The following is a 19,200-nucleotide window of genomic DNA, read 5'->3' on the forward strand; positions in this document are numbered from 1 at the left end:
TTCACCCCAGGACGGAGCCGGCCACGCTGCCCAGGTGAAGTATCTGACCACGCTCATGGGAAGGTCGGTAAGGAGCGGTTCGACGCCGAGTTCACCATGGCTGGGTGCAGGCGATCGAGTCGGCTGACCGGACCGGCCTCGGCGCGAAGGCCCGCGCCGGGGCAGCGCCGCTGGTCCGGCCGTGCCTGCCCGAGCTGGCTGCCGCCGGACTCGTACCGGCGGCAGCAGCCGCCGGCCAACGGGCCGCGTAGGCGGCCTGCACCTGGTCGGCGTGGTCGGTCCACCAGTTCAGCAGTGCCTCGTCCGTCAGGAACATCTCGCCGAAGGCGGGGTCCTGGCGGTCGAGGTAGAACTCCAGCTGCCAGAAGTCGGTCAGCCGCTTCCACCACAGCCGCTTCACCGCGTCGGCGAGGTCGCCCTCGGACAGATCGATCACAGACCGGTATCCGGAACAGAACGCGGCGACACGGTCGAGGTCGAAGACACCCCCGACCCCGAACTGCACCTGCGCGGTCCGAGCAACCTCCTCCCCGTACGGACGAACCCCGAGCCGGTCCCAGTCCAGGACCGCCACCACCCGGCTGTCCCGGCGCAGCAGGTTGCGGTACTGGAAATCGCCGTGCGTCCACCCGTAGGGCCCGGCCGGCACCTCGCCGTCCGGCCGGGCATCGGCGTACCGCGCGAGAGAGCCGCGACGGTCGTGCAGGGCCTCGTTGGCAGCCTTGTCGCACTTGGTGACCGGATCAGCCGGGAGACGGCTCAGGAGAGCAGCGGCGGCCTGGTCGGCCTCGGCCACATCGCGGACCTTTGCAGCCGGTACCTGCTCAGGGACCTGGCCGGGACCATGCCGGCGCAAGCCCTCGTGCAGACGGGCCAGGAAGGCACCGAGATCGCGCACCTGATCGAGCGGGAGGTCTGTCCCTTGAACGTGCTCGCCGTCCACCCAGGGCAGGACGCAGTAGCCGTGACCACCGACTTCCACCACAAGGTCGCCACCGGCAGCGAACAGCGGCGCCGGTACTGGAATGCCCTCGCGAGCCAGGTCGACGAGGACCGCGAGGTTCCTGCGAACCTTCGGCAGAGGTACGTCGGTGATCTCCTTGAGCGCGTACACCCCGGCAGCCGTCACGAGCCGCCAGTTCCGGTTCATCAGGCCATGGGCAAGGAACCGCTGATCACTTACCGCGCCCAGCCCGAACGAGCCGGAACCGTCCCGGGGGCCTCACTACCGTGACCGACGGACCACCCGCTGGCCTGCTCGACAGCAGCCGCCTGCGCACCGGCCACGCGCTGTATGCCGAGGGAGCCGCCCTGTGGACGGAAGTGGCAGTACTGATCGAGAAGGCCGGTGAATCGGGCGAGGCGCAGTTCCTCACTCGGGCCGGCACGTTCCGCGGCGGTCTTTCGCGGGTGGAGCGTGAGGCCGTGCAGGCGCTGAGCCGTCTGGGGGCGTGAGGAACCAACGACGTGGACGCTCCGCAGGCCTCGCGTCGGAGCGGGTTCGCACGGCTGTTCGTGCTCGAAAGCGGTGTCGTGCGACGTGAGCGACGTGTGCGGCTCACCTACGCGGGACGCGCAGCAGGCCCGCGTCCGCCGGGTTCGCGGCCGGGTTCGCCGCCTGTTCGCCCGGACGGAGCCGCCGGGCCGCCGTCCGCGCTGCCGTCGCCGTCCGGAGCCCGGCGGCCGCTCTCGGGGTGGGCAGCCGTGGGGAGGCTGCGGTGCTCGACCGCCAGCATCGCGACGACCAGGACCACCAGGGCGATCAGCTGGGCCAGTCCGGAGTGCCGCAGTCCGACCGGTACGGTCGCCACCGCGAGCAGCACCGTCACAGCCCGGAAGCGCAGCGGAGCCAACGTGAGGGTGGCGCGGAAGGCCGTCTCGCCCGCGAGGAAGAGGGCGACGCCTCCCGCGAGGGCGACGGTGGGGGCTGTGGCCAGGGGTTCGCCGAGGTGTCCGAGGACCTTCTTGATGCCGGCGGCCAGGGCGGCGATGCCGAGCAGCATGGGCAGGAAGCAGTAGTAGAAGGCGTTCATCGCCAGCCGGAAGCGGTCCGGGGGCGCGGTCCGGCGGAAGACGGCCTCGGCGGCGTGCTCGTCGCGCACGAAGTACGTCCACCAGAGCGCGGCCGCGAGGGCGAGCGCGAGGAAGGTCCCCCCGAAGATGCCGGGGGTCAGGGGCAGGTCCCCGATACCGATGCCGATGGCGATGACGGACTCGCCGAAGGCGACGATGAGCAGCAGGCCGTGGCGTTCGACGAAGTGCGCCGGGTCGATGCCGCCGAGCTGGACGCGCAGGTCGTCGGGGGTGCGGCCGTCGCGGCGGCCGGGGCGGTACTGGGAGATGTAGGGGGTGACGAACTGGAGCGCGAGAGCCAGCACCCACAGGCCGTCGGCGGCGATCCCCTCGGCCGGTCCGGCGGCTGTGATGGCCAGGGCCGCGGCGGAGTTGGGTATCGCGTACCAGATGACGTCGCGGCCGTGGCTGCGCGTGTACAGGGCGCTGTGCACCAGGACCACGAGCAGGTAGCCGAGCCCGAAGACCGTGCCGGCGGCCGCGTCCCCGAAAGCCCGCGGGACGGCGAGGGCGCACACCAGGAAGCCGCCCATGCCGAGCAGCAGGAGCAGGCGGCGCGCGGGCCGGTCGGGTGGGACCTGGTTGGTGAGGTAGGCGTAGGCGCCGTACATCCAGAACAGCACGACGAAGATCAGGGCGACCCGGCCGGCGGTCGCGAACGTCAGGTCGTGCGCGAGGAGCACGGTCAACTGGGTGAGGGTGAAGACGAAGACGAGGTCGAAGAAGAGCTCGAGGGTGGTGACCCGGCGGTCCGCTTCTTCCTCGGCTCCGGTGAACTGCTGCAGAGACATGACGGCCACCCCAGCAGCGCCGCCGGCGCCCTGTCCAGTTCTCGTTACCGGTAGCACGGGGCTTTGCGGTGAAGTCGTCCTCATGGTCCGGCATGTCGTTCCACCATCCGGGCATCGGGGGAGGCGAATCGTTCGCCTCGGTGACCGTCTCGGCGGCGTGCCGGCCGGTGGGGGCGAGCGTCGAGCGGCCGGGGCGCACGCTCTCCGCGCCGTCTTCGAGGAGTTCGGCGAGCCCGCGCACCGGGCGGTTCGCCCGCGGTTGTCGCCGGCCGGCGCGCCGGGCCGTACCGTTCGCGTCGTTCGCGTCGTGTGGCCGTGCCACGACCGGGCAGGAGAAAAGGCATTGACCGTACAGAGAGAGGGGAGCAGCACCATGACCGGGCAGCCCGACGACGCCGCCGTCGAGGCGGCACACGAGCCGCATGACCCCGCCCCGGGCGAGCGGGCGGTCCGCGACCGGGTGCGGGCCCAGGCCACCGGCATGCGTCACCACCAGGCCGAGGACGCGTTGCGGGCGGCCCGTGAGGAGGGCGCGGCTCCGGCCGTCCTGGCCGAGTGGGAGCGCATCGAGGAACACCTCACCACACACGGCGGCCCGTACGCCCCGGAGGCCGACCCGTACGTCCAGGGTCAACTGGCCGCCCGCTCCACGCACGACACCCTCGGGACATGAGACGGAGCGGGGACCGTGGCCGGCCGCGGAAGGCACCTCTTACGGTGCGACGAGCGTCGCGCGCCGTCCGACGAGGGCGCGCAGCCGTGGCCATGGCCGTCGACGTTCCACCCCCGCGATCGTCTGCAAGGAGATCCGACCCACATGCCCGACGATGACTTCGCTTCGACTTCGACTTCGGCTTCGACGCCGGCTTCGACACCCCCCGGTCCGGCTCCGGTCGCCACCGGTCCCGTCGTGCAGCCAGCCGGCCGGGGCACCCCGCCCGGTGATCACCTGCTGCGGCTGTCCCGCGTGAGAGCGCCGATCAGGGCGGAGACGGCGCTGGTCACCACCAGACTTCCGACCAGGACCATGCCCACGCCGATGACGAAGAGGCCGCTGGCGTCGTCCGACCAGTCATAGCCCGCGGCGGTGGTCAGGCCGGCCGTGGTGGCGAGGACGGCGGCCGCGACGTGGCGCCGGGACGCCGCCCAGCACACCGGTACGAGCAGCGTCAGCACCAGCCCGATCACCTGCCAGGCCTGGTACGGGCCGCTGACCGAGCCGTCGGCGTGCACGTCCCGGTGCTGGTCCCAGCCCAGCCAGGCGGCCCAGGCCGCGACCGACAGGACGAACAGCAGGACGAACGGAACGGGTTTCACCTGGATGAGACGCATGGGTGAAGACTCCGCCACCGCCCCGCCCGGAGGTAGAGCGCACCTACTCAACCACACCGTGAGTAGCCCGACGGCCCCTCCTTCGATCGGTCAGGCCAGGGGGTGTGGAGCACGGGCCGAAGAGGAACGAACGAACGGACGAGCACGGCGGCAAGGTGCAACCCGGTCCGCGCCGCTCGGAGCGTCCCGGACACGTCCTCGCCCCAGCCGATCGACGCACCGTCGGCATTCGTAGTGACCCGTACAGGTTGGGCGCGCACACGCGGAGCACAGGGAGTACGGGGAGTACGGGGTCATGAGCTGGTACGTGCTGGTGGAGGCCGACGAGTCGCACGGCGGCGACAACACATGGGACCTGGTGGCCAAGGTCCCCGTCGAAGGCGGCAAGGAAGCGGCCATCGCCCGGGCCGAGGAGATGAGCCGCTCCACGTTGAGCGGCAGCTTGCCCGAGGAAGAGGGGCGTCTCGTGTTCCGCACGTCCCCGACGAGCCGGCTCGTGGCGAAGTCCCGTCTGGTGCGGCATGAACGCTCCGCCGACCCGACCAAGCACACCCAGCACCTGCGCATCTGCGTAGCCGAACTGGTGCTCGCACGAGAACCTGCCGATCCCCCCGAGAAGCGTTGGCTGCGCGGGTGACCGGCGTCTTCGGGGGCGTCCGCGTCGCGCGGCGCGCGTGTCGGCCGCGCCGATCTGACACGGCGAATTCCGAGAGCACCTCGGTGCTGGCTTCGGAACTGTGGTCGTGCTCGCGTGCACAACGCAACGGGCCCGACAGGATCCACCCGATCCGCAGCTCCACGCGGGGTCAGCCGGACAAGTCCTGGCTAGTCGTCAACGGCCCCCGGGGCCAGGGCCGGGGCCGGGAACACGAAGCGGGCCTCGGCGCCCGACCACCACACGCCGACGGCGAAGACGGCGGTCGCCTCCAGCAGGGCGGCGCGATCGAGCCCGCCGCAGGGCAGAGGCGAGCAGTCCATGGAGGTGATGATCTCCGCCACCCGCGTGGCGGCGCCCGGCTGGTCGGTGCAGAACGGCACGGCCAATGGGGCCCTTTCGAAGGCGGGCCGGTCCAGGGTCCAGATGCTCTCGTGGCACACCCCGAACGCCTTCACCACATGGGCGCCGGGGGCGGCGTCCGCGATGAGCCGGGCGATGGAGGTGGCGCCGCCCGTGGTGAGGGCCGGGCCGTCCGTGCCCGGCGACATGGGAACGGTGCAGTCGATCACCGTCCGCCCGGCGAGCAGGTGGGCCAGTTCCCCGGCCAACTGCGGTGCGACGTCCGCCGGCACGGCCGTCAGTACGACCTCCCCGTGGGCCGCGGCCTCCGCGAGGCTGCCGTGCTCGCGTGCGCCGGTGAGCCGGGCGGTGCGGGAGGCCGCCTCGGTGTCCCGACCGCCCACGCGAACGTCATGGCCGGCGCGTACCCAGGCCGCGCCGAGGGCCGTGGCCATCGCCCCCGTACCAAGAATGCCGATGCGCATGTGCTTGCTCCTGTCGTCCGTATCGCTGGATGTGCGAGGTGTGACGGAGAGGACGCTAGGTGCGCCGATGCACACCACATGGTGTGCATCGGGCCGGGCAGGATGATCGCATGAGCGACGCGGCGGTAGCGGCAGACGAACAAAGCCTGGGCGAGGACCTGGGTGACGACCTGGGCGGCGGCGAGTACGCCGCGGACTGCCAGGCGAGGGTGGCTTTCGACGTGCTGTCGAACCGCTGGGACAGCGTGATCGTGTACGTCCTCGGCGAGATCGGACCCATGAGGCCCCGCGCGTTGATCACCCGCATCGGCGGGATCAGCCCCAAGGTCCTCAACGAAGCCCTGCGCCGCCTTGAGTACAACGGCCTGGTCGTACGCCAGGCGTATGCCGAGGCCCCACCACGCGTCGACTACGCCCTCACCGAGGCGGGCCTCGCGCTGCTGGGACCGATCCGTGCGATGGGCGCGTGGGCGGGACGCTACACCGAAGCCGTCCTGGCGGCCCAGGCCCGCTTCGCACCCGGAGAAGATCGCCCGGACAGGAGCTAGCCGGAACGTTTCACGACCCGGGAACTCCAACTCGCCCCGGGCACTGCTCGAGCGTTCCTGACCACCGGCCCCAAGCCCGCGAGCGACGGTTGACCGTGCTGCAACGGTGCGTGGCCCACCGCGGGACCTGGCGGACCGACAACCCGCACGAGCCGGTTTCGCGTGCCGCCCCCAGGCGGTGTCCTCGTCGACCGTCCACTCGACGTGGTACCTGCCGGGCTCCGCGGCCTGGTCACCGCACCAGCGGACCGAGGTCCCTCCGAACGGGGTCCGGATCCGGGCCAGCCAGGGGCTCCAGGGAAACGTTGCGACCTTCACCAGTTCGACCAGCATCGTTCGATCATGCAGCGTCCGAGCTGCAGCCGGAACCGTGAACTTTCGGCACCGCCTGGCGCAGGTCCGCCGGAACGAGTGCGCTTCACCGAGCGGCCCGTTGCAGGCGATGGTGACGCTGTTTCTCCTCCTCACGGCCGGTGGAGACCTGGGAGAGCAGTTCGGCGCCGTGGCGGTCGAGTTCCACGTGGCCGAGCTCGTTGCTGCAGAGCAGATTGACACGGCCGCAGCGGGCGAACGTTACGATGCTCCGCGCCCACGACAGGAGTCAGCCGACGCCCTGCAAGCAAAGCTCATAGCCGTTCGCGTAACCGAGACGCGCCCGGACGGGGTCCGAGTAGACGCCGACCGGTCATAGGTCCTACGGGCCCGCGGCACCTGTCGTGACCACCTTTGGGGAAGGCGGCGGGCCCAACCGTGCGGTGGCATGTCCGGTTCCGGGATTGGACACCTCCGAAACCGCACCGATCGGCTGGCTGATATGCCCGAAACGGCCTCACGCTGGAGCTGCTGCTCGACTGGCTGGAGCACCGCCGGAAACCCGTTCGATCGTGACCCCAGAGTGAAGGGATCATAGGCGAATGCCGTCGACCGAAGCAGCAGCCACCGAGCTGCAGGACCGCGCTGCCCTCTGGAGCGTGGGCGAGATCCCCGCAAACGAAGTCGTCACCGCGGCCTGTGACGCGCTCGTCGCCGGACTCGACAGCCCCGGACTTCGGGTGCTGGCAGCCTGCACACGCGCTGAGGCGGACTACGACGTGCACGACTTGCTCCCGGTGGCGCTCGATGAACTCGGCCTCGTCGTCCATCCGGTCGCCAGCGAGGCCGGCCGAGAAGCCGTCGCGCGAGCGCTCGCACGACGCATGCTGGCCGCCGAGCTGACACCTTGGGAGCTCACGTACCGGATTCACCAGCGCTACGGACGTGACCTGCCCTTGGCCGTACGGCTCGCCGAGCTCGGTGATGAGTACGCCATCCTCGAAGACGACGACAGAGCAGTGGCCCGGGTCAATGCCGAGGTCACGGATGAGGCCCGCCGCCTCGCTGCCGGCCCCCGCCTTTCAACCGAACCCACCCACGGACACACCGAGCTGATGCAAACGGAGCTACCCGCGAGCTGCCGCTGAACCCACGGGGCGCCACGGCCTTGGGGACCAATGGAAAAGCCATCAGCGGTACCGACTGTTCTGCTCGTGGTCGTTCTCGGCTGCCCGTCGGTGTAGGGGGACGAGGGTGTAGGGTCGGGCGGCTCGGTCACAGAGTTCCCTTCAGGTGCCGCATGAACCGGGCGATCCGGAAAATGCTGCCCACGACCCTCCAGGTGAAGGAGTCGCGCGCGGGCGAGGGCGTGTCGTGTTGCCGTAGAGATGCATCCCGACCTTGAATTCCTCGGCGAGCGCGTACATGGCGGTGATCTGCTCGTTCATGAGCGACGGGGCGCGTCGCGAAAGTGATCAGGCCAATCCGCCTGGTTCGTCACAACCCCTGGATAGCTTTGCCCAAGTCGGTGCCGTAGGAGGCCCAACAGACGATCGAGCCGTCGGATTCGAGCTCCCCCATGTACCAGTCGTCGTCAACGCGCACGAGACACAGGTCGAAGGACAGGAAGGCCACGATGGCGTCGGGTCGGAGCGATGTGTAGTCCGCGTGGCCGTGATCCTCGACCACGACCAGGCGGTCGAGGGTCAGCAGGGCGGCTTCAGGATCCGCTGCTGCGAAGCGCACTCGCTCAATCGTCCAACCGTCGGGCAGGCTATCGTTCACCCGCCGCATGATCGCACCGAGGGGTGCGTCACAGCCACTCGTATACCGCGCAGACCAGCGCGGTGCCCCATAGCGAAAAGCCGACTTGCCATACCTCGTGGCTGTTGCCCAGTGTCGCTTCAGCCCGTGATTCCACACTCCACCGCAGGGCGCGCGCGGTAGTCGTCCTTGTCGAACTTGGGCGGACGTCCGCCGAGGGCACGGAGCTCCCGCCAGCGCCGAGGCCGTTGGACGTCTTTGGCGGCTGCGTCGCTCTGCTCCCTGGCGCCTGTCAGTTGAACAAGTGGCTGATGCCACCTTGGCCGTCCGCTCCGTTCCACATCACGGCTCCCCACCAGATCGGGAACCAGAACACCTCGTCAGGCAGGACGAGAGCGGCGATGAGCCAGATGAGGGGCAGGGAAGCGACCAGCAGACAGCAGCACCCGCCACCGCTCCGGCCAGAGGCGGGCGGCTGCTGCGTCGAGTTCGTAGGCATCCTGGGAAGGTAGGTGGCGCTCACGATTCGCGCATGAGTACCTGTACCTACGACGACGAGTAGCTGCAGCTCAGAGGGTTGTTGGCTCGGCCTTTCGGCTTGTCTGAGCCCGTTCGTGGAGCGTGATGTTCCGACGCCGGAGAGCCCGATAGCCAGGATGCTGGCCGAGGTCAGGTCGTACACCTCGACCAGGAGCCAGGCGGTGAGGGCGGGATGGTCCATCGCATCACCATCGTTCCCGCCTCGTCGGCCTCGAGCGTGACCGGATAGACCTGGCCGGCGTCCCGCTCGCCGCGGTGCCTGATCGAGTGGTCGCCCTGGTCCCATTCAATGCCGAGTCCCCCTCGAGGCCTTCGTCGGCGGCTGGCTGGCCACCACGTACGACATTCCCAGGCCCCGCGGGCGCGGCGAGTGGCCGGGGCGGTCGGGGGTGCTGCCTTGGTGAGTTCACCCGCACCGCCGCCGCGGTGTTCGCCGCTGCTCCTCGGTTCGCGTCCCGGCTCGTCCTTCCGCCGTCGGCGGTCAGCCGCGTACGTGGAGTCCGAAACCCGTGCGGCCCGAGGGCTCCAGTCCCTCCTTCAAGTGCAGCGAGGGGATCTCGTAGTCACCGAAGTTCTGCCGCCGGAACGCGATCGGTTCGGTCGATTCCAGGGTGAGCAGGCGCTGCTCCCAGGCCTCGGCGACGTCCGGGTACTCCTCAGCGGTCATGCGGTCGGTGCCGTACAGCACGAACGGCGGCAACACCTCGATGCCCGGGTAGTAGAGGATGCCGTGCTGGATCGGGAACAGGAGGTCGTCGATGGGGCCGTTGATCCCGCGGGCGGCGTAGTGTGAGGCAGGGCCCCCTGCGGTCACCGACAGCAAAGCCCGCTTGCCCGCCAGGGTGCCTTCGCCGAAGCGCTCGCCGTACTTGGTTTCGCTGTGCTCGCCGACGCCGTACGCGAAGTTGTAGGTGAACACCCGGTCCACCCAGCCCTTGAGGATCGCGGGCATCGTGTACCACCACAGCGGGAACTGGAAGATGATCGTGTCGGCCCACAGCAGTTTGGCCTGCTCTGCGCGGACGTCCGGGGTGAGCGTCCCGGCGTCGAAGGCCCGGCCCGAGTCCGAGGCGACCTTCAGCGGACTGGAGGCCTGGGGGCCGTAGTCCGCGGCGTCCACGACCGCCTTCCAGTTCATCGCGTACAGATCGCTCACCCGTATCTCGTGCCCAGCACCCTCCAACGTGGACACCGCGAGGTCCTTCAGCGAGCTGTTGAGCGACTTCGGCTCCGGGTGGGCATGAACGACCAGCGTTTTCATGGGAACTCCTTCGGATCGGATGCCTTCGATCCTGGACGCCGCGGCGCCCGCCGTTCAGGGGCGCCTCTTCCCTCGGACGGGACTTCCTGGTAACGGCAGGACCACCTTTCGCGAGTACCGCCGAGGCCATACTGGGAGCATGGACGATCTTGCTGGCTTCCTGCGGACTCGGCGTGCCCGGGTCGACCCGGCGGCCGTCGGCATCCCCACCGACAGCCGCCGCCGGGTCGAAGGGCTGCGCCGCGAAGAGGTCGCACACCTGTCCGGGGTGAGCGTGGACTACTACGTGCGCCTGGAGCAGGGCCGCGCCACCCAGCCCTCCGAGCAGGTGCTCGACGCGCTCGCCCGCGTCCTCGGCCTCGACGAGACCGAACGCGGGCACCTCTACCGGCTCGCCCGGCAGCGCCGCCCCCGCGCGAAGTCGCCGGGCGGCCGGCTCCGGCCGGAGCTGCTGCGCGTCCTCGACCTGGTCACCGACGCACCCGCGCTGATCATGAACCACCGCCTGGACGTCCTCGCCGGGAACCGACTCGCCCGCCTCCTCTTCGGCCAGCCGATACCGGCCCTGAACACCGCCCGGCACATCTTCCTCGAGGAGACCGAGCGCGGCCTTTACGCGGACTGGGACAACTGCACCCTCGACGTGGTCGGCCACCTGCGCCTGGCCGCCGGCAAATACCCCGAGGACCCCCGCCTGGCCTCGCTCATCGGCGAGCTGGCGATGGGCAGCGAACGCTTCCGCCACCTCTGGGCCCGCGCGGACGTGCGCGCCCGCACACATGGTCACAAGGCGTACCGGCACCCGCTGGTCGGACTGCTGGAACTGCACCAGGAGAACTTCGCACTGCCGAACGAATCAGGCATGGAGCTGCTGGTGCTGTCCGCGGCTACCGGCAGCGGCGCCGAGGACGCGCTGCGCCTTCTCGCGAGCTTGGGCGCGGACAGCGCAGCAGGTGCACATCCCACCATGCACGCTCGCTCAGGTCAGCGAGTGACCCACCTTCGACAGTACGGATCTGCGGTTGTCCGTCACCGCCGTCGGCCCGGCCGTCCGCGTATCGGGGGAGGTGCGGGCGAAGTCCTCAACTGCGATCACGGCAACCTCCAGTGGTGCGGCTCTGCGCGCCCGGCGTAGAGGCGTCTCGATACCCCTGTCCGGCTCTGTCCGGTAGTCCGGACGGGGCCGCAACTGTGCCGAAGTCCTGTCCGGACACCCGCCGGACACGGTTTCGCGGGCCTTGCCGACCCGCCGCCCCGAAGGCCGCAGAGCGAGGAAGAAGGCCGCCTGATGAGCACTTCGACGCAGCAGCCAGAGGCGTCCCCGCACCGCCCGCGCCCGTACGGGCGTCACCAGCAGGATGGGCGTCACCATACTCGGCGGAGCTGCCGCGATCAACGCGCTCACCTTCGGGGGTGCCCCCTGGTGGGTGGTTGCCGTTGCCGTGGTGCTCGCGCTCGTGACACCCGGCGCCATCCTCCTCGTCCAGGCCGTCGTCCCGCAGGACTCCGAACACGAGCGGGACCTCCGGCTGGCCGGGATACGGCTCATGGACCGGCGGACCGGTCCGAACCGCGAGTGAGCGCCGGCTGCGCCTACCTGGCCCATCTGGGCCTGTTGTGAGTGCTCGCCGTCACCTCGCGGCCCAGCCGTCGCTGGCGCATCCGCGGCTCAAGCGGCGCCCTTCTCGTCGTCGGTCTGGAAGGTGATGACGTCGACTTCGTCCGTTCCCGCCAGATCTGGGTAGTGGCCCTTGAGGGCTTCCCGGAGTTCGGCTGCGGTCGTCAGCCCCTCGGCTTGGGCGTCCCGGTCGGTGAGGTCACGGACCAGGCAGTGCCTGACGCCGGTCACCTCTGCCGACAGGACGACTTCCGGGTCGCTCTCGAACACCAGCCGTGCCGGGCCAAGCTGCGCCGGGTCCCGGAAGCGGGTGGTCTTGGTCTTGGCGCCGGAGCGGACGACTTCGAGGTAGCGGGGGTTGAACCGGATGATCGGGGGACCGGCCGTCTCGGGGTCCTGGTAGAGCAATGGGTCGAGACCGTTCATGCCCGCCTCCGGGGTCCATCGCTGAGCCAGCGGCATCAGGTCGGCGGCGAGCACGGACCTGAGCCCCGCGGGGGTGGGCACGATGACGCGCATGGTGGAGTAGTAGTCCACGAAGACCTGCCGATCGCGCCCGCACGGGGCGATGACCCCGCGCCCGTGGTTTCCCACGGCGACGATGCAGCGCATCTGGCGGGCGCCCTGGGCCCGTGCAGCTCCCAGAGCCACGAGTTCGGCGCAGGGCCCGCCGGTGAAGTGGTAGAGGTTCACGCCAGCGAACATCCGGTAGTCGGCGGCCATGACCGCGGCGCCCACCGTGTGGATCCCGTCTTCGTCGGGCCCGGCGTCGGTATGCGCGTCTATGGTGCGGCGTGCCAGCTCCACGAGCTCACGCTCATCATCGTCGAGAGCTCGTGCAGATGACGGGACGTACACCTTTTTGACCTTCCCTTCCTTCAACAGTCGCCCCAGAGCATTCCATGCCACGCAGGCGGGCTCCACAGGATTTCGGCTTGCCTCAGCTGGACCCTTGGAGGAGAGCATCGCCAGAGGCCGTCCGCTGGAAGGCGAAGCGCGCTGTCGTCGGGGTTCAGCTCCCGGCCCTGGGCGGCCATCTGGCGTGCGCACTGCGTCGGTCATGTCGACGGTGGTGGAGAAGATGGTGTCGGCCATCAGGTCGAGGAACTTGACGGCCTTCTCCTGGAGTTCGGGATCGCGGGAACGCAGGTAGCCGTCCCCGCCGAAGTGCAGCCACTTCGTGTACCCGTCGTATGCCTCCGCCTTGTTCGTCGCCCTGGTGACCTGCTCCCGAAGCTGCAGGTCCGAGAAGTAGCGGAGCAGCCCGGCCGTCCTTACCGCGCGGCCCCGTCGAGAGCGTGTTCGGCCAGCCACGGGGTCAGCCTCGTAGTTACCCGAGCCGCTGATGGTGAGACCGTGTAGACCTTCCCGTAGGCCCGGAGGGTTTCGGCCGGGTCGCCGGGACGGCCCCGCAGGACGGCGTCCAGGAAGGCGAGGGTGGCTCCGGCGACGACGCGCGGGCTCTCGGTGCGGCCCACGGCGCCGACGATCGAGGGCACCGGCGGCAGGTAGAGCGGTCCGTCCATGAAGGTGAGGTGCCCGGCGCCGGGGACGGCAAGCCGGTAGCTCGTCGCGGTGCTGTGCTCGAGGGCGTCGGTGAGGCGGGGCAGGTAGCGCGGGTCCGTGCCGGCGGTGATCTCCTGGGTGAGCGCGAGCGCCGGCTGCGCGAGGGCGGGCGCGGTGGGGCCGTGGGGGTAGCCGTCCAGGTCGACGACGGCGTCGAAGCGGCGGTCCTGCCGGGCCGCCTGCAGGGCGGCGGCACCGCCCAGGGAGTGGCCGGCCACCGCGGCGCGGCCGGTGTCCAGGCGTCCGGTGAGCGGGTCGGCGGTCTCGCCCCGGTCCAGGCGCTCCAGCCGGGTGAGGACGAAGCCGAGGTCGGCGGCCCGGACGGCGGTCCAGCCCGCCGCCAGCTCCTCGTCCCGGTCCCGGTCCCCGCTGGAGGCGGTCGTGCCGCGGATCGTGCGGCCGTCGGCGAGGACGACGACGGCGGAGTCGTACGGGTGGTCGAGGGCGGCGACCAGGTAGCCGTGGCTGGCCAGCTCCTCCGCCCAGGCGGTGTTCTGGGTCCGCACCCCGCTCGACCCCGGGGAGAACAGGACGACCGGGAACCGCTCTCCCCCACCGGCCACCGGGGCGTCGACGACCGCACGACTGCGAGCCCGCGGGACGCCGTCGACCAGGAAGCCGGGCAGGCCGACCCCGCCGGCCAGGGCCTCGGCGACGGTGCGCGCCTCCTGCTGCGTGCGTCCCAGGTACTGGGCCCGCCGGGCGCCGGCGGGGCTCTTCTGCGCGGGGTACCAGAGCTGGGCGACGACCGTGCGCCGGTCGTCCGGATCGGCGGTGAAGCTCTCGGGGCGGAGCGGGTCGGTCCACTGCACCACCCGGGTGCCGACCGCGAAGCCGCCCGACGGCTCGGGGAACTCGGGCACGGGGAAGGCCCAGGCGGCCACCGGGCCAATGGCGATCAGGCCGGCGCAGGCCAGCGATCCCGGCAGGGCCAGCCACCAGCGGGCCCGCCACGCCGGTCGGCCGGTACGGCGTCGCAGCAGGGGCGGGAGGGCGAACGCCGACGCCAGGGCGGCGCCGACCAGGACCGGCAGCAGCTGCCAGCGGATCCCCACCACGCCCAGCACGGCCGCGGACGCCACGAGCACCGCCCCCGCCCCGATCGTGACGGGCCGACGGGCGGCCGGGGGGAGCCAGCGCGCCGCCACCAGCGCGAGGGCACCCAGCAGGACGAGGACTTCCGGAAGGGACATCGACAGCCCCGTGATGGTTTCGGTCACCCGGCCATGCTCGGCGCCGGGTCCGCGCCGCCGCATCGATCCCGGGTCGCCGCCGGTTGCCACTCCGGTCGCAACCCGGGCGGGCCGCGATGCGACCGGGGTGGCAACCGGTACGCCCGTCCGGCGGCCGCTCTGCGACCGCGGGAGGTGGTGGGCCTCCTCCTGCGGTCGTACCCCGGCAGGGTGCGGTCGGCCGGTGGGCTCATGCGCGCCGCCGCCCCCGCGGCCTAGGCTCCGGCTGTACGCGTTGACGGTCCCGGTCGGGCCGCCACGACGACCGATCGACGGGGAGGTATGACGGTGCGCCACCGGGACCGGGTACCGCCCCTGGTGTGGGACGCGGCGCTGCCGATCCTTCTCCTCATCAACGTCGTGACCGCCTACCCGGCGCGGGAGCTGCCGGTGGCCGCGGCGCTCACCGCCGCGCTGGCGCTCCCCCTGCTGTGGCGGCGCCGGGCCCCGCTCGCGGTGTTCGGCGCCGTGGCGGCCGCGGCCTTCGTCCAGTGGCTGATGGACGTCCAACTGCCCGCGGACATCGCCCTGCTGGTGGCCCTGTACACGGCGGCCGCGCACACAGGCCGGCGCGGCACGCTCCTCGCCGGTGCCGTCGTGGAGGGCGGAGCCGTGCTGGCCTGCCTGCGCTGGGCACCGGACGGCGCGTTCCTGACCCCCTTCGTCGCGCTCTCCGCGACGGTCGTCGCCGCCGCCGTCCTCGGGGTGAACGTGCGGACCAGCCGGGCCTACCTCGCCGCCGTGCAGGAACGGGCCGAACGGCTGGCGCTGCACCAGGAGCAGCAGGCACGGCTGGCCGTCGCCGAGGAACGGGCCCGGATCACCCGCGAGATGCACGACATCGTCACCCACAACCTGTCCGTCATGGTCGCGCTCACCGACGCCGCCGTCTACGCCCAGCACAGGTCCCCGGACCGGGCCACCGCCGCGATGCTGCAGATCTCCGAGACGGGGCGGCAGGCGCTGACCGACATGCGGCGCTCGCTGGGCGTCCTGCGGACCGGCGAGCGGGACGCGGAGCGCCACCCGCCGCCCGGCATCGCCCAGCTGGAGGCCCTCGCCGACCAGATCGGCGCCGCCGGGCTGCCGACCCGCCTGGAGGTCCGCGGCGGCCACACCCACGTCCCCGCCACCGCACAACTCACCGTCTACCGTCTGGTGCAGGAAGCCTTGACCAACACCCTCAAGCACACACCCGCCGGCACCCGCGCGACGGTCCTGGTCGAGTGCTCGGCCCAGGCCGTCGGCGTGGACGTCACCGACAGCGGCCCCCGCCCGGCGCGGCCCGCCGCCGCGCCGCCCGGCCACGGCATCCCCGGCATGCGCGAGCGCGCGGCCGCCTACGGGGGGACGCTGCAGGCCGGACCGCTTCCGGGCGGCGGCTGGGGCGTCCGTACCCGACTCCTCCTGGGCGGCGGCGGGGCGGCCTCCGCATGACGATCCGCATCCTGATCGCCGACGACGAGGCGCTGCTCCGGTTGGCTTTCTGCACGGTCCTGGAGGCCCAGCCCGACATGACACCGGTCGGCGAGGCCGCGGACGGCGCCCAGGCCGTCCGCCTCGCCCGGGAGCTGCGGCCCGACGTCGTCCTCATGGACGTCCGGATGCCCGGGACGGACGGGATCGAGGCGACCCGACAGGTCGTCGAGATCTCCCCGCGGAGCAGAGTGCTCATCCTGACCACCTTCGACCTGGACGCGTACGCCTTCGCCGGTCTCGCCGCCGGAGCCTCGGGCTTCCTACTGAAGAACACCAGGCCGGAGGAGCTGCTCACCGCGATCCGCAACGTCGCGGCGGGCGACGCGGTGCTCTCCCCGCGGATCACCCGGCGCCTGCTGGAGGACTTCCGTCCGCACCTGTCCGACGGCGGCGGCGCCGCCAGCGACGAGAGGCTGGACCGGCTGAGCGCCCGTGAGCGCGAGGTGCTCGTCGAGGTCGGCCGCGGCCAGTCCAACGCCGAGATCGCGGCCGCACTGCACCTCGCGGAGGCGACCGTGAAGTCCCATCTGGGGCGGATCCTGCACAAGCTCGAACTCCGCGATCGGATCCAGGCCGTGGTCTTCGCCCACGACAACCGCCTGGTCCACCCGGCCTGAGAAGGTGTCGGGCAATCGGGTGATCACTCGTTTCCGACCTGCGGAAACAGGTCCCGGATGCCGGTGAGCACCAACTTCGCGCCCGCCCGATCCTGCGCCGAGGCCGAGTGCACGACCGCCCGCAGCACGAGCCCGCAGGTGTCCACCAGCAGGTGCCGCTTTCGGCCCCGCACTGCTTGCCCGCGTCGTGTCCGATCGCCTGGCTGCCCCGGTTACTGTGGGTCGACTGCGAGTCCAGCACTGCCGCCGAAGGCTGCGGTGCCCGGCCGCCCGCCTCCCGGACCCGCTCGCGCAACGTGTCGTGAACGCCCTCCCCCGCCTTTGGTTTCTCGCTAGCCTTGCTGCCGGTCGCCTGCTGAGGACGGAACGAGGCCGGGAGAGAAACATCGTGGTGAAGGTCCTGATCGCCGGGGGAGCCGGCTACATCGGCAGCACCGTCGCCTCGGCCTGCCTGGACGCAGGTATCACCCCCGTGATCCTCGACAACCTCGTGCGGGGCCGCCGCGAGTTCACCGAGGGCCGCACCTTCTACGAGGGCGACATCGCGGACGGCGCACTGGTCGACCGGATCTTCTCGGAGCACCCGGACATCTCCGCTGTGGTGCACTGTGCGGCGCTGATCGTGGTGCCGGAGTCCGTCGCGGACCCGATCGGCTACTACGAAGCGAACGTGGCCAAGAGCCTGGCCTTCGTCAGCCACCTGCACCGCAACAGCTGCGACCGCATCATCTTCAGCAGCTCGGCCTCGATCTACCGGGCCGAGGACGGCTCGCCCGTCAACGAGGACTCGCCGCTGGCGCCGCAGAGCCCCTATGCACGAACGAAGGCCGTGTGCGAGGAGATGTTCACCGACATCGCCGTGGCCGGGCCGCGCGTACTGTCGCTGCGGTACTTCAACCCGGTCGGGGCCGACCCCGAGCTGCGTACCGGGCTCCAGCTCAAGCGGCCCAGTCATGCCCTGGGTGTGCTCATCCAGGCGCACCAGGAAGGCCGTCCGTTCCCGATCACGGGAACGAACTACCCGACGCGCGACGGCAGTGGTATCCGGGACTACGTCCACGTGTGGGATCTCGCCGCGGCCCACGTCGCGGCGATCGAGCGCTTCGACTCCATCCTCACGCACTCGAAGCGCTCGATCGCGATCAACCTGGGTACCGGCTCCGGGACCACGGTCCGGGAGCTGTGCGAGGCGTTCAACAACGTCGTCAGCACCCCCTTGGCCACCATCGACGCCGACCCGCGGGCCGGTGACGTGGCCGGCGGCTACACCAAGAGCGACCGGGCGGCCGAGTTGCTGGGGTGGACACCGACGCTGTCCCTGGAGGAAGGCATCCGCTCCGCCTTGGAATGGATTCAGGTGCGCGACGAGCTGTTGAAGGACTGATCCGTCCTTCGCATCTCCGCGCCTCCCGGACGCTCGGAGCCGGCCGTACGGGCGGACATGGGCGGGCATGTGCGCCGCTGCATCCCTGCGTCCAGCCGCTGCCGGCGACCTCCCCGCAGCGACAAGCAGTTCTGTTGCCTGTCATGTCGTCCGATGGGGGGGCCACCGCAGGGACACGGTTGACGGCAGGCCGCCTGCCGAGCTGGCCGAGTTGACGCCGAGCGGGCATGCGGAGGTCACATCGATGGTCGCTGGGCGCGACGGTCCGTGAGGACTACGGCCAAGGCCGCAACCCGCGTACGACTCGCGCCTGATCTGTGCACGCAGGGCGACTGCATAACGTGCTGCTCGGGTCCCGATCGTTCGTGCCGAGGAGAGAACACATGAGTACCGCCGCGCCGGTTTCGCTGGTCACGGGCGCCAACCGGGGAATCGGCCGGGAGACCGCGCGTCAGCTCGCCGCGCTCGGCCACACCGTCCTGCTGTGCGCCCGGCGCTCGAAGGATGCCGAACAGGCCGCCGTCAGCCTGGCCACGGACCTGCCCGGCGAGCTGCTGCCCCACCGGCTGGACGTGACCGAACCCGACAGCGTCCGTGCCCTCGTCGCCAGCGTGGAGGCGGAGTTCGGGCATCTCGATGTCCTCGTCAACAACGCCGCCATCAACTACGACACCGCCCAGTACGCCGCCTCAGTCGACCTCGACGAGGTCCGCCGCACCCTGGAGACCAATCTCTTCGGAGCCTGGCGGACCGCGCAGGCGTTCCTGCCGCTGCTACGCCGCTCAACCCACCCCCGTCTGGTGAACGTCTCCAGCGAATCCGGATCCCTGGAACACATGTCCGGCGGAACCCCCGCCTACGGGGTCTCGAAGGCAGCCCTCAACGCCCTCACCCGCAAGCTCGCTGACGAGCTGCGCGCCGAGCGGATCCTGGTCAACGCCGTCTGTCCGGGCTGGATCGCCACCGATATGGGCGGCCCGGGAGGGGGACCCGTCGAGCGAGGCGCCGCCGGTGTCGTATGGGCTGCCACCCTGTCCGACTCCGGCCCCACCGGCGGCTTCTTCCGTGACGGCGAACCACTGGCCTGGTAGCGGAACGCTGTCGCCCTACCCGGGAAAGCCCAGGTGAGGGGCCTGGTGGACGGAACGGGCCGGGGCCGGTTCCGGCCCGCCGGCGGTGCTTCCGCACGCCTGCGGAGGGC

At 71.0% G+C, this 19,200-nt stretch carries 20 protein-coding genes and 2 pseudogenes; 11 read left to right on the forward strand and 11 right to left on the reverse strand.

Annotation, left to right across the window (positions count from 1 at the left end; translation table 11 throughout):
* Nucleotides 1-91: 91 nt before the first annotated feature.
* Complete coding sequence (locus ACZ4VL_RS05860; protein WP_468196448.1) at nt 92-1,192, reverse strand: phosphotransferase; 1,101 nt, start codon at nt 1,190-1,192, stop codon at nt 92-94.
* Nucleotides 1,193-1,230: 38 nt separating this feature from the next.
* On the opposite strand from ACZ4VL_RS05860, the gene ACZ4VL_RS05865 reads away from it, so the two are divergent.
* Nucleotides 1,231-1,455 carry a hypothetical protein gene (locus ACZ4VL_RS05865; RefSeq protein ID WP_468196311.1) on the forward strand — a complete coding sequence of 75 codons (225 nt, stop codon included), beginning with the start codon at nt 1,231-1,233 and terminating at the stop codon, nt 1,453-1,455.
* 107 nt (nt 1,456-1,562) lie between these two features.
* Here ACZ4VL_RS05865 and ACZ4VL_RS05870 read toward each other — a convergent pair whose 3' ends face one another.
* Nucleotides 1,563-2,864, reverse strand: a complete 1,302-nt coding sequence (locus ACZ4VL_RS05870; RefSeq protein WP_468196314.1) for a low temperature requirement protein A — start codon at nt 2,862-2,864, stop codon at nt 1,563-1,565.
* Between the two features lie 373 nt (nt 2,865-3,237).
* Between ACZ4VL_RS05870 and ACZ4VL_RS05875 the strand changes: the two genes are divergently transcribed.
* Nucleotides 3,238-3,537, forward strand: coding sequence for a hypothetical protein (locus tag ACZ4VL_RS05875; RefSeq protein WP_468196316.1), 300 nt, complete (start codon nt 3,238-3,240; stop codon nt 3,535-3,537).
* A gap of 272 nt (nt 3,538-3,809) precedes the next feature.
* Here the strand turns inward: ACZ4VL_RS05875 and ACZ4VL_RS05880 are convergent, their stop codons facing one another.
* Entirely contained in the window at nt 3,810-4,196 is a 387-nt protein-coding gene (locus ACZ4VL_RS05880) for a hypothetical protein (RefSeq protein WP_468196318.1), read from the reverse strand.
* Nucleotides 4,197-4,491: 295 nt separating this feature from the next.
* Here ACZ4VL_RS05880 and ACZ4VL_RS05885 point away from each other — a divergent pair, with 295 nt between their 5' ends.
* Nucleotides 4,492-4,833 carry a hypothetical protein gene (locus ACZ4VL_RS05885; protein ID WP_468196320.1) on the forward strand — a complete coding sequence of 114 codons (342 nt, stop codon included), beginning with the start codon at nt 4,492-4,494 and terminating at the stop codon, nt 4,831-4,833.
* 188 nt (nt 4,834-5,021) lie between these two features.
* Here ACZ4VL_RS05885 and ACZ4VL_RS05890 read toward each other — a convergent pair whose 3' ends face one another.
* Entirely contained in the window at nt 5,022-5,756 is a 735-nt protein-coding gene (locus ACZ4VL_RS05890; protein WP_468196323.1) for an NADPH-dependent F420 reductase, read from the reverse strand.
* Between the two features lie 32 nt (nt 5,757-5,788).
* Here ACZ4VL_RS05890 and ACZ4VL_RS05895 point away from each other — a divergent pair, with 32 nt between their 5' ends.
* Nucleotides 5,789-6,226, forward strand: a complete 438-nt coding sequence (locus tag ACZ4VL_RS05895) for a winged helix-turn-helix transcriptional regulator (protein WP_468196325.1) — start codon at nt 5,789-5,791, stop codon at nt 6,224-6,226.
* A 420-nt stretch (nt 6,227-6,646) separates the two neighbouring features.
* Here the strand turns inward: ACZ4VL_RS05895 and ACZ4VL_RS05900 are convergent.
* Nucleotides 6,647-6,800: pseudogene (locus ACZ4VL_RS05900) on the reverse strand (IS21-like element helper ATPase IstB); the annotation flags it as partial.
* Between the two features lie 340 nt (nt 6,801-7,140).
* On the opposite strand from ACZ4VL_RS05900, the gene ACZ4VL_RS05905 reads away from it, so the two are divergent.
* Nucleotides 7,141-7,686 carry a hypothetical protein gene (locus ACZ4VL_RS05905; RefSeq protein WP_468196328.1) on the forward strand — a complete coding sequence of 182 codons (546 nt, stop codon included), beginning with the start codon at nt 7,141-7,143 and terminating at the stop codon, nt 7,684-7,686.
* Nucleotides 7,687-8,035: 349 nt separating this feature from the next.
* Here the strand turns inward: ACZ4VL_RS05905 and ACZ4VL_RS05910 are convergent, their stop codons facing one another.
* The 3 genes from ACZ4VL_RS05910 to ACZ4VL_RS05920 form a co-directional block, all read right to left on the reverse strand.
* On the reverse strand, nt 8,036-8,323 hold the full coding sequence (locus ACZ4VL_RS05910) for a hypothetical protein (RefSeq protein WP_468196330.1): 288 nt from the start codon (nt 8,321-8,323) through the stop codon (nt 8,036-8,038).
* A gap of 271 nt (nt 8,324-8,594) precedes the next feature.
* On the reverse strand, nt 8,595-8,801 hold the full coding sequence (locus ACZ4VL_RS05915; RefSeq protein WP_468196333.1) for a hypothetical protein: 207 nt from the start codon (nt 8,799-8,801) through the stop codon (nt 8,595-8,597).
* A 522-nt stretch (nt 8,802-9,323) separates the two neighbouring features.
* Nucleotides 9,324-10,103, reverse strand: coding sequence for an NAD(P)H-dependent oxidoreductase (locus ACZ4VL_RS05920; protein WP_468196335.1), 780 nt, complete (start codon nt 10,101-10,103; stop codon nt 9,324-9,326).
* A gap of 139 nt (nt 10,104-10,242) precedes the next feature.
* On the opposite strand from ACZ4VL_RS05920, the pseudogene ACZ4VL_RS05925 reads away from it, so the two are divergent.
* Both ACZ4VL_RS05925 and ACZ4VL_RS05930 read left to right on the forward strand, forming a co-directional pair.
* Nucleotides 10,243-11,067, forward strand: a pseudogene (locus tag ACZ4VL_RS05925) (helix-turn-helix transcriptional regulator); the annotation flags it as partial.
* A gap of 394 nt (nt 11,068-11,461) precedes the next feature.
* Nucleotides 11,462-11,683: a hypothetical protein gene (locus ACZ4VL_RS05930; RefSeq protein ID WP_468196337.1), complete on the forward strand. Its 222-nt coding sequence runs from the start codon at nt 11,462-11,464 to the stop codon at nt 11,681-11,683.
* An 89-nt stretch (nt 11,684-11,772) separates the two neighbouring features.
* Here the strand turns inward: ACZ4VL_RS05930 and ACZ4VL_RS05935 are convergent, their stop codons facing one another.
* Entirely contained in the window at nt 11,773-13,035 is a 1,263-nt protein-coding gene (locus ACZ4VL_RS05935) for a Tn3 family transposase (protein WP_468196339.1), read from the reverse strand.
* Complete coding sequence (locus ACZ4VL_RS05940; protein ID WP_468196342.1) at nt 12,996-14,543, reverse strand: alpha/beta hydrolase family protein; 1,548 nt, start codon at nt 14,541-14,543, stop codon at nt 12,996-12,998. The genes ACZ4VL_RS05935 and ACZ4VL_RS05940 overlap by 40 nt, the downstream gene beginning before the upstream one ends.
* A gap of 258 nt (nt 14,544-14,801) precedes the next feature.
* Here ACZ4VL_RS05940 and ACZ4VL_RS05945 point away from each other — a divergent pair, with 258 nt between their 5' ends.
* Together ACZ4VL_RS05945 and ACZ4VL_RS05950 are read left to right on the forward strand one after the other, a co-directional pair.
* Nucleotides 14,802-15,956, forward strand: a complete 1,155-nt coding sequence (locus ACZ4VL_RS05945; RefSeq protein WP_468196344.1) for a sensor histidine kinase — start codon at nt 14,802-14,804, stop codon at nt 15,954-15,956.
* Nucleotides 15,953-16,615, forward strand: a complete 663-nt coding sequence (locus ACZ4VL_RS05950) for a response regulator (RefSeq protein WP_468196347.1) — start codon at nt 15,953-15,955, stop codon at nt 16,613-16,615. Before ACZ4VL_RS05945 ends, ACZ4VL_RS05950 begins: the two co-directional genes overlap by 4 nt.
* Before the next feature lie 23 nt (nt 16,616-16,638).
* Here the strand turns inward: ACZ4VL_RS05950 and ACZ4VL_RS05955 are convergent, their stop codons facing one another.
* Entirely contained in the window at nt 16,639-16,788 is a 150-nt protein-coding gene (locus ACZ4VL_RS05955) for a transposase (protein WP_468196349.1), read from the reverse strand.
* A gap of 215 nt (nt 16,789-17,003) precedes the next feature.
* Between ACZ4VL_RS05955 and galE the strand changes: the two genes are divergently transcribed.
* Complete coding sequence (galE, locus tag ACZ4VL_RS05960) at nt 17,004-17,999, forward strand: UDP-glucose 4-epimerase GalE (protein ID WP_468196351.1); 996 nt, start codon at nt 17,004-17,006, stop codon at nt 17,997-17,999.
* 383 nt (nt 18,000-18,382) lie between these two features.
* Nucleotides 18,383-19,090, forward strand: a complete 708-nt coding sequence (locus ACZ4VL_RS05965) for an SDR family oxidoreductase (RefSeq protein WP_468196354.1) — start codon at nt 18,383-18,385, stop codon at nt 19,088-19,090.
* Nucleotides 19,091-19,200: the final 110 nt, after the last annotated feature.

The organism is Streptomyces sp. NPDC029014, from assembly GCF_055564695.1.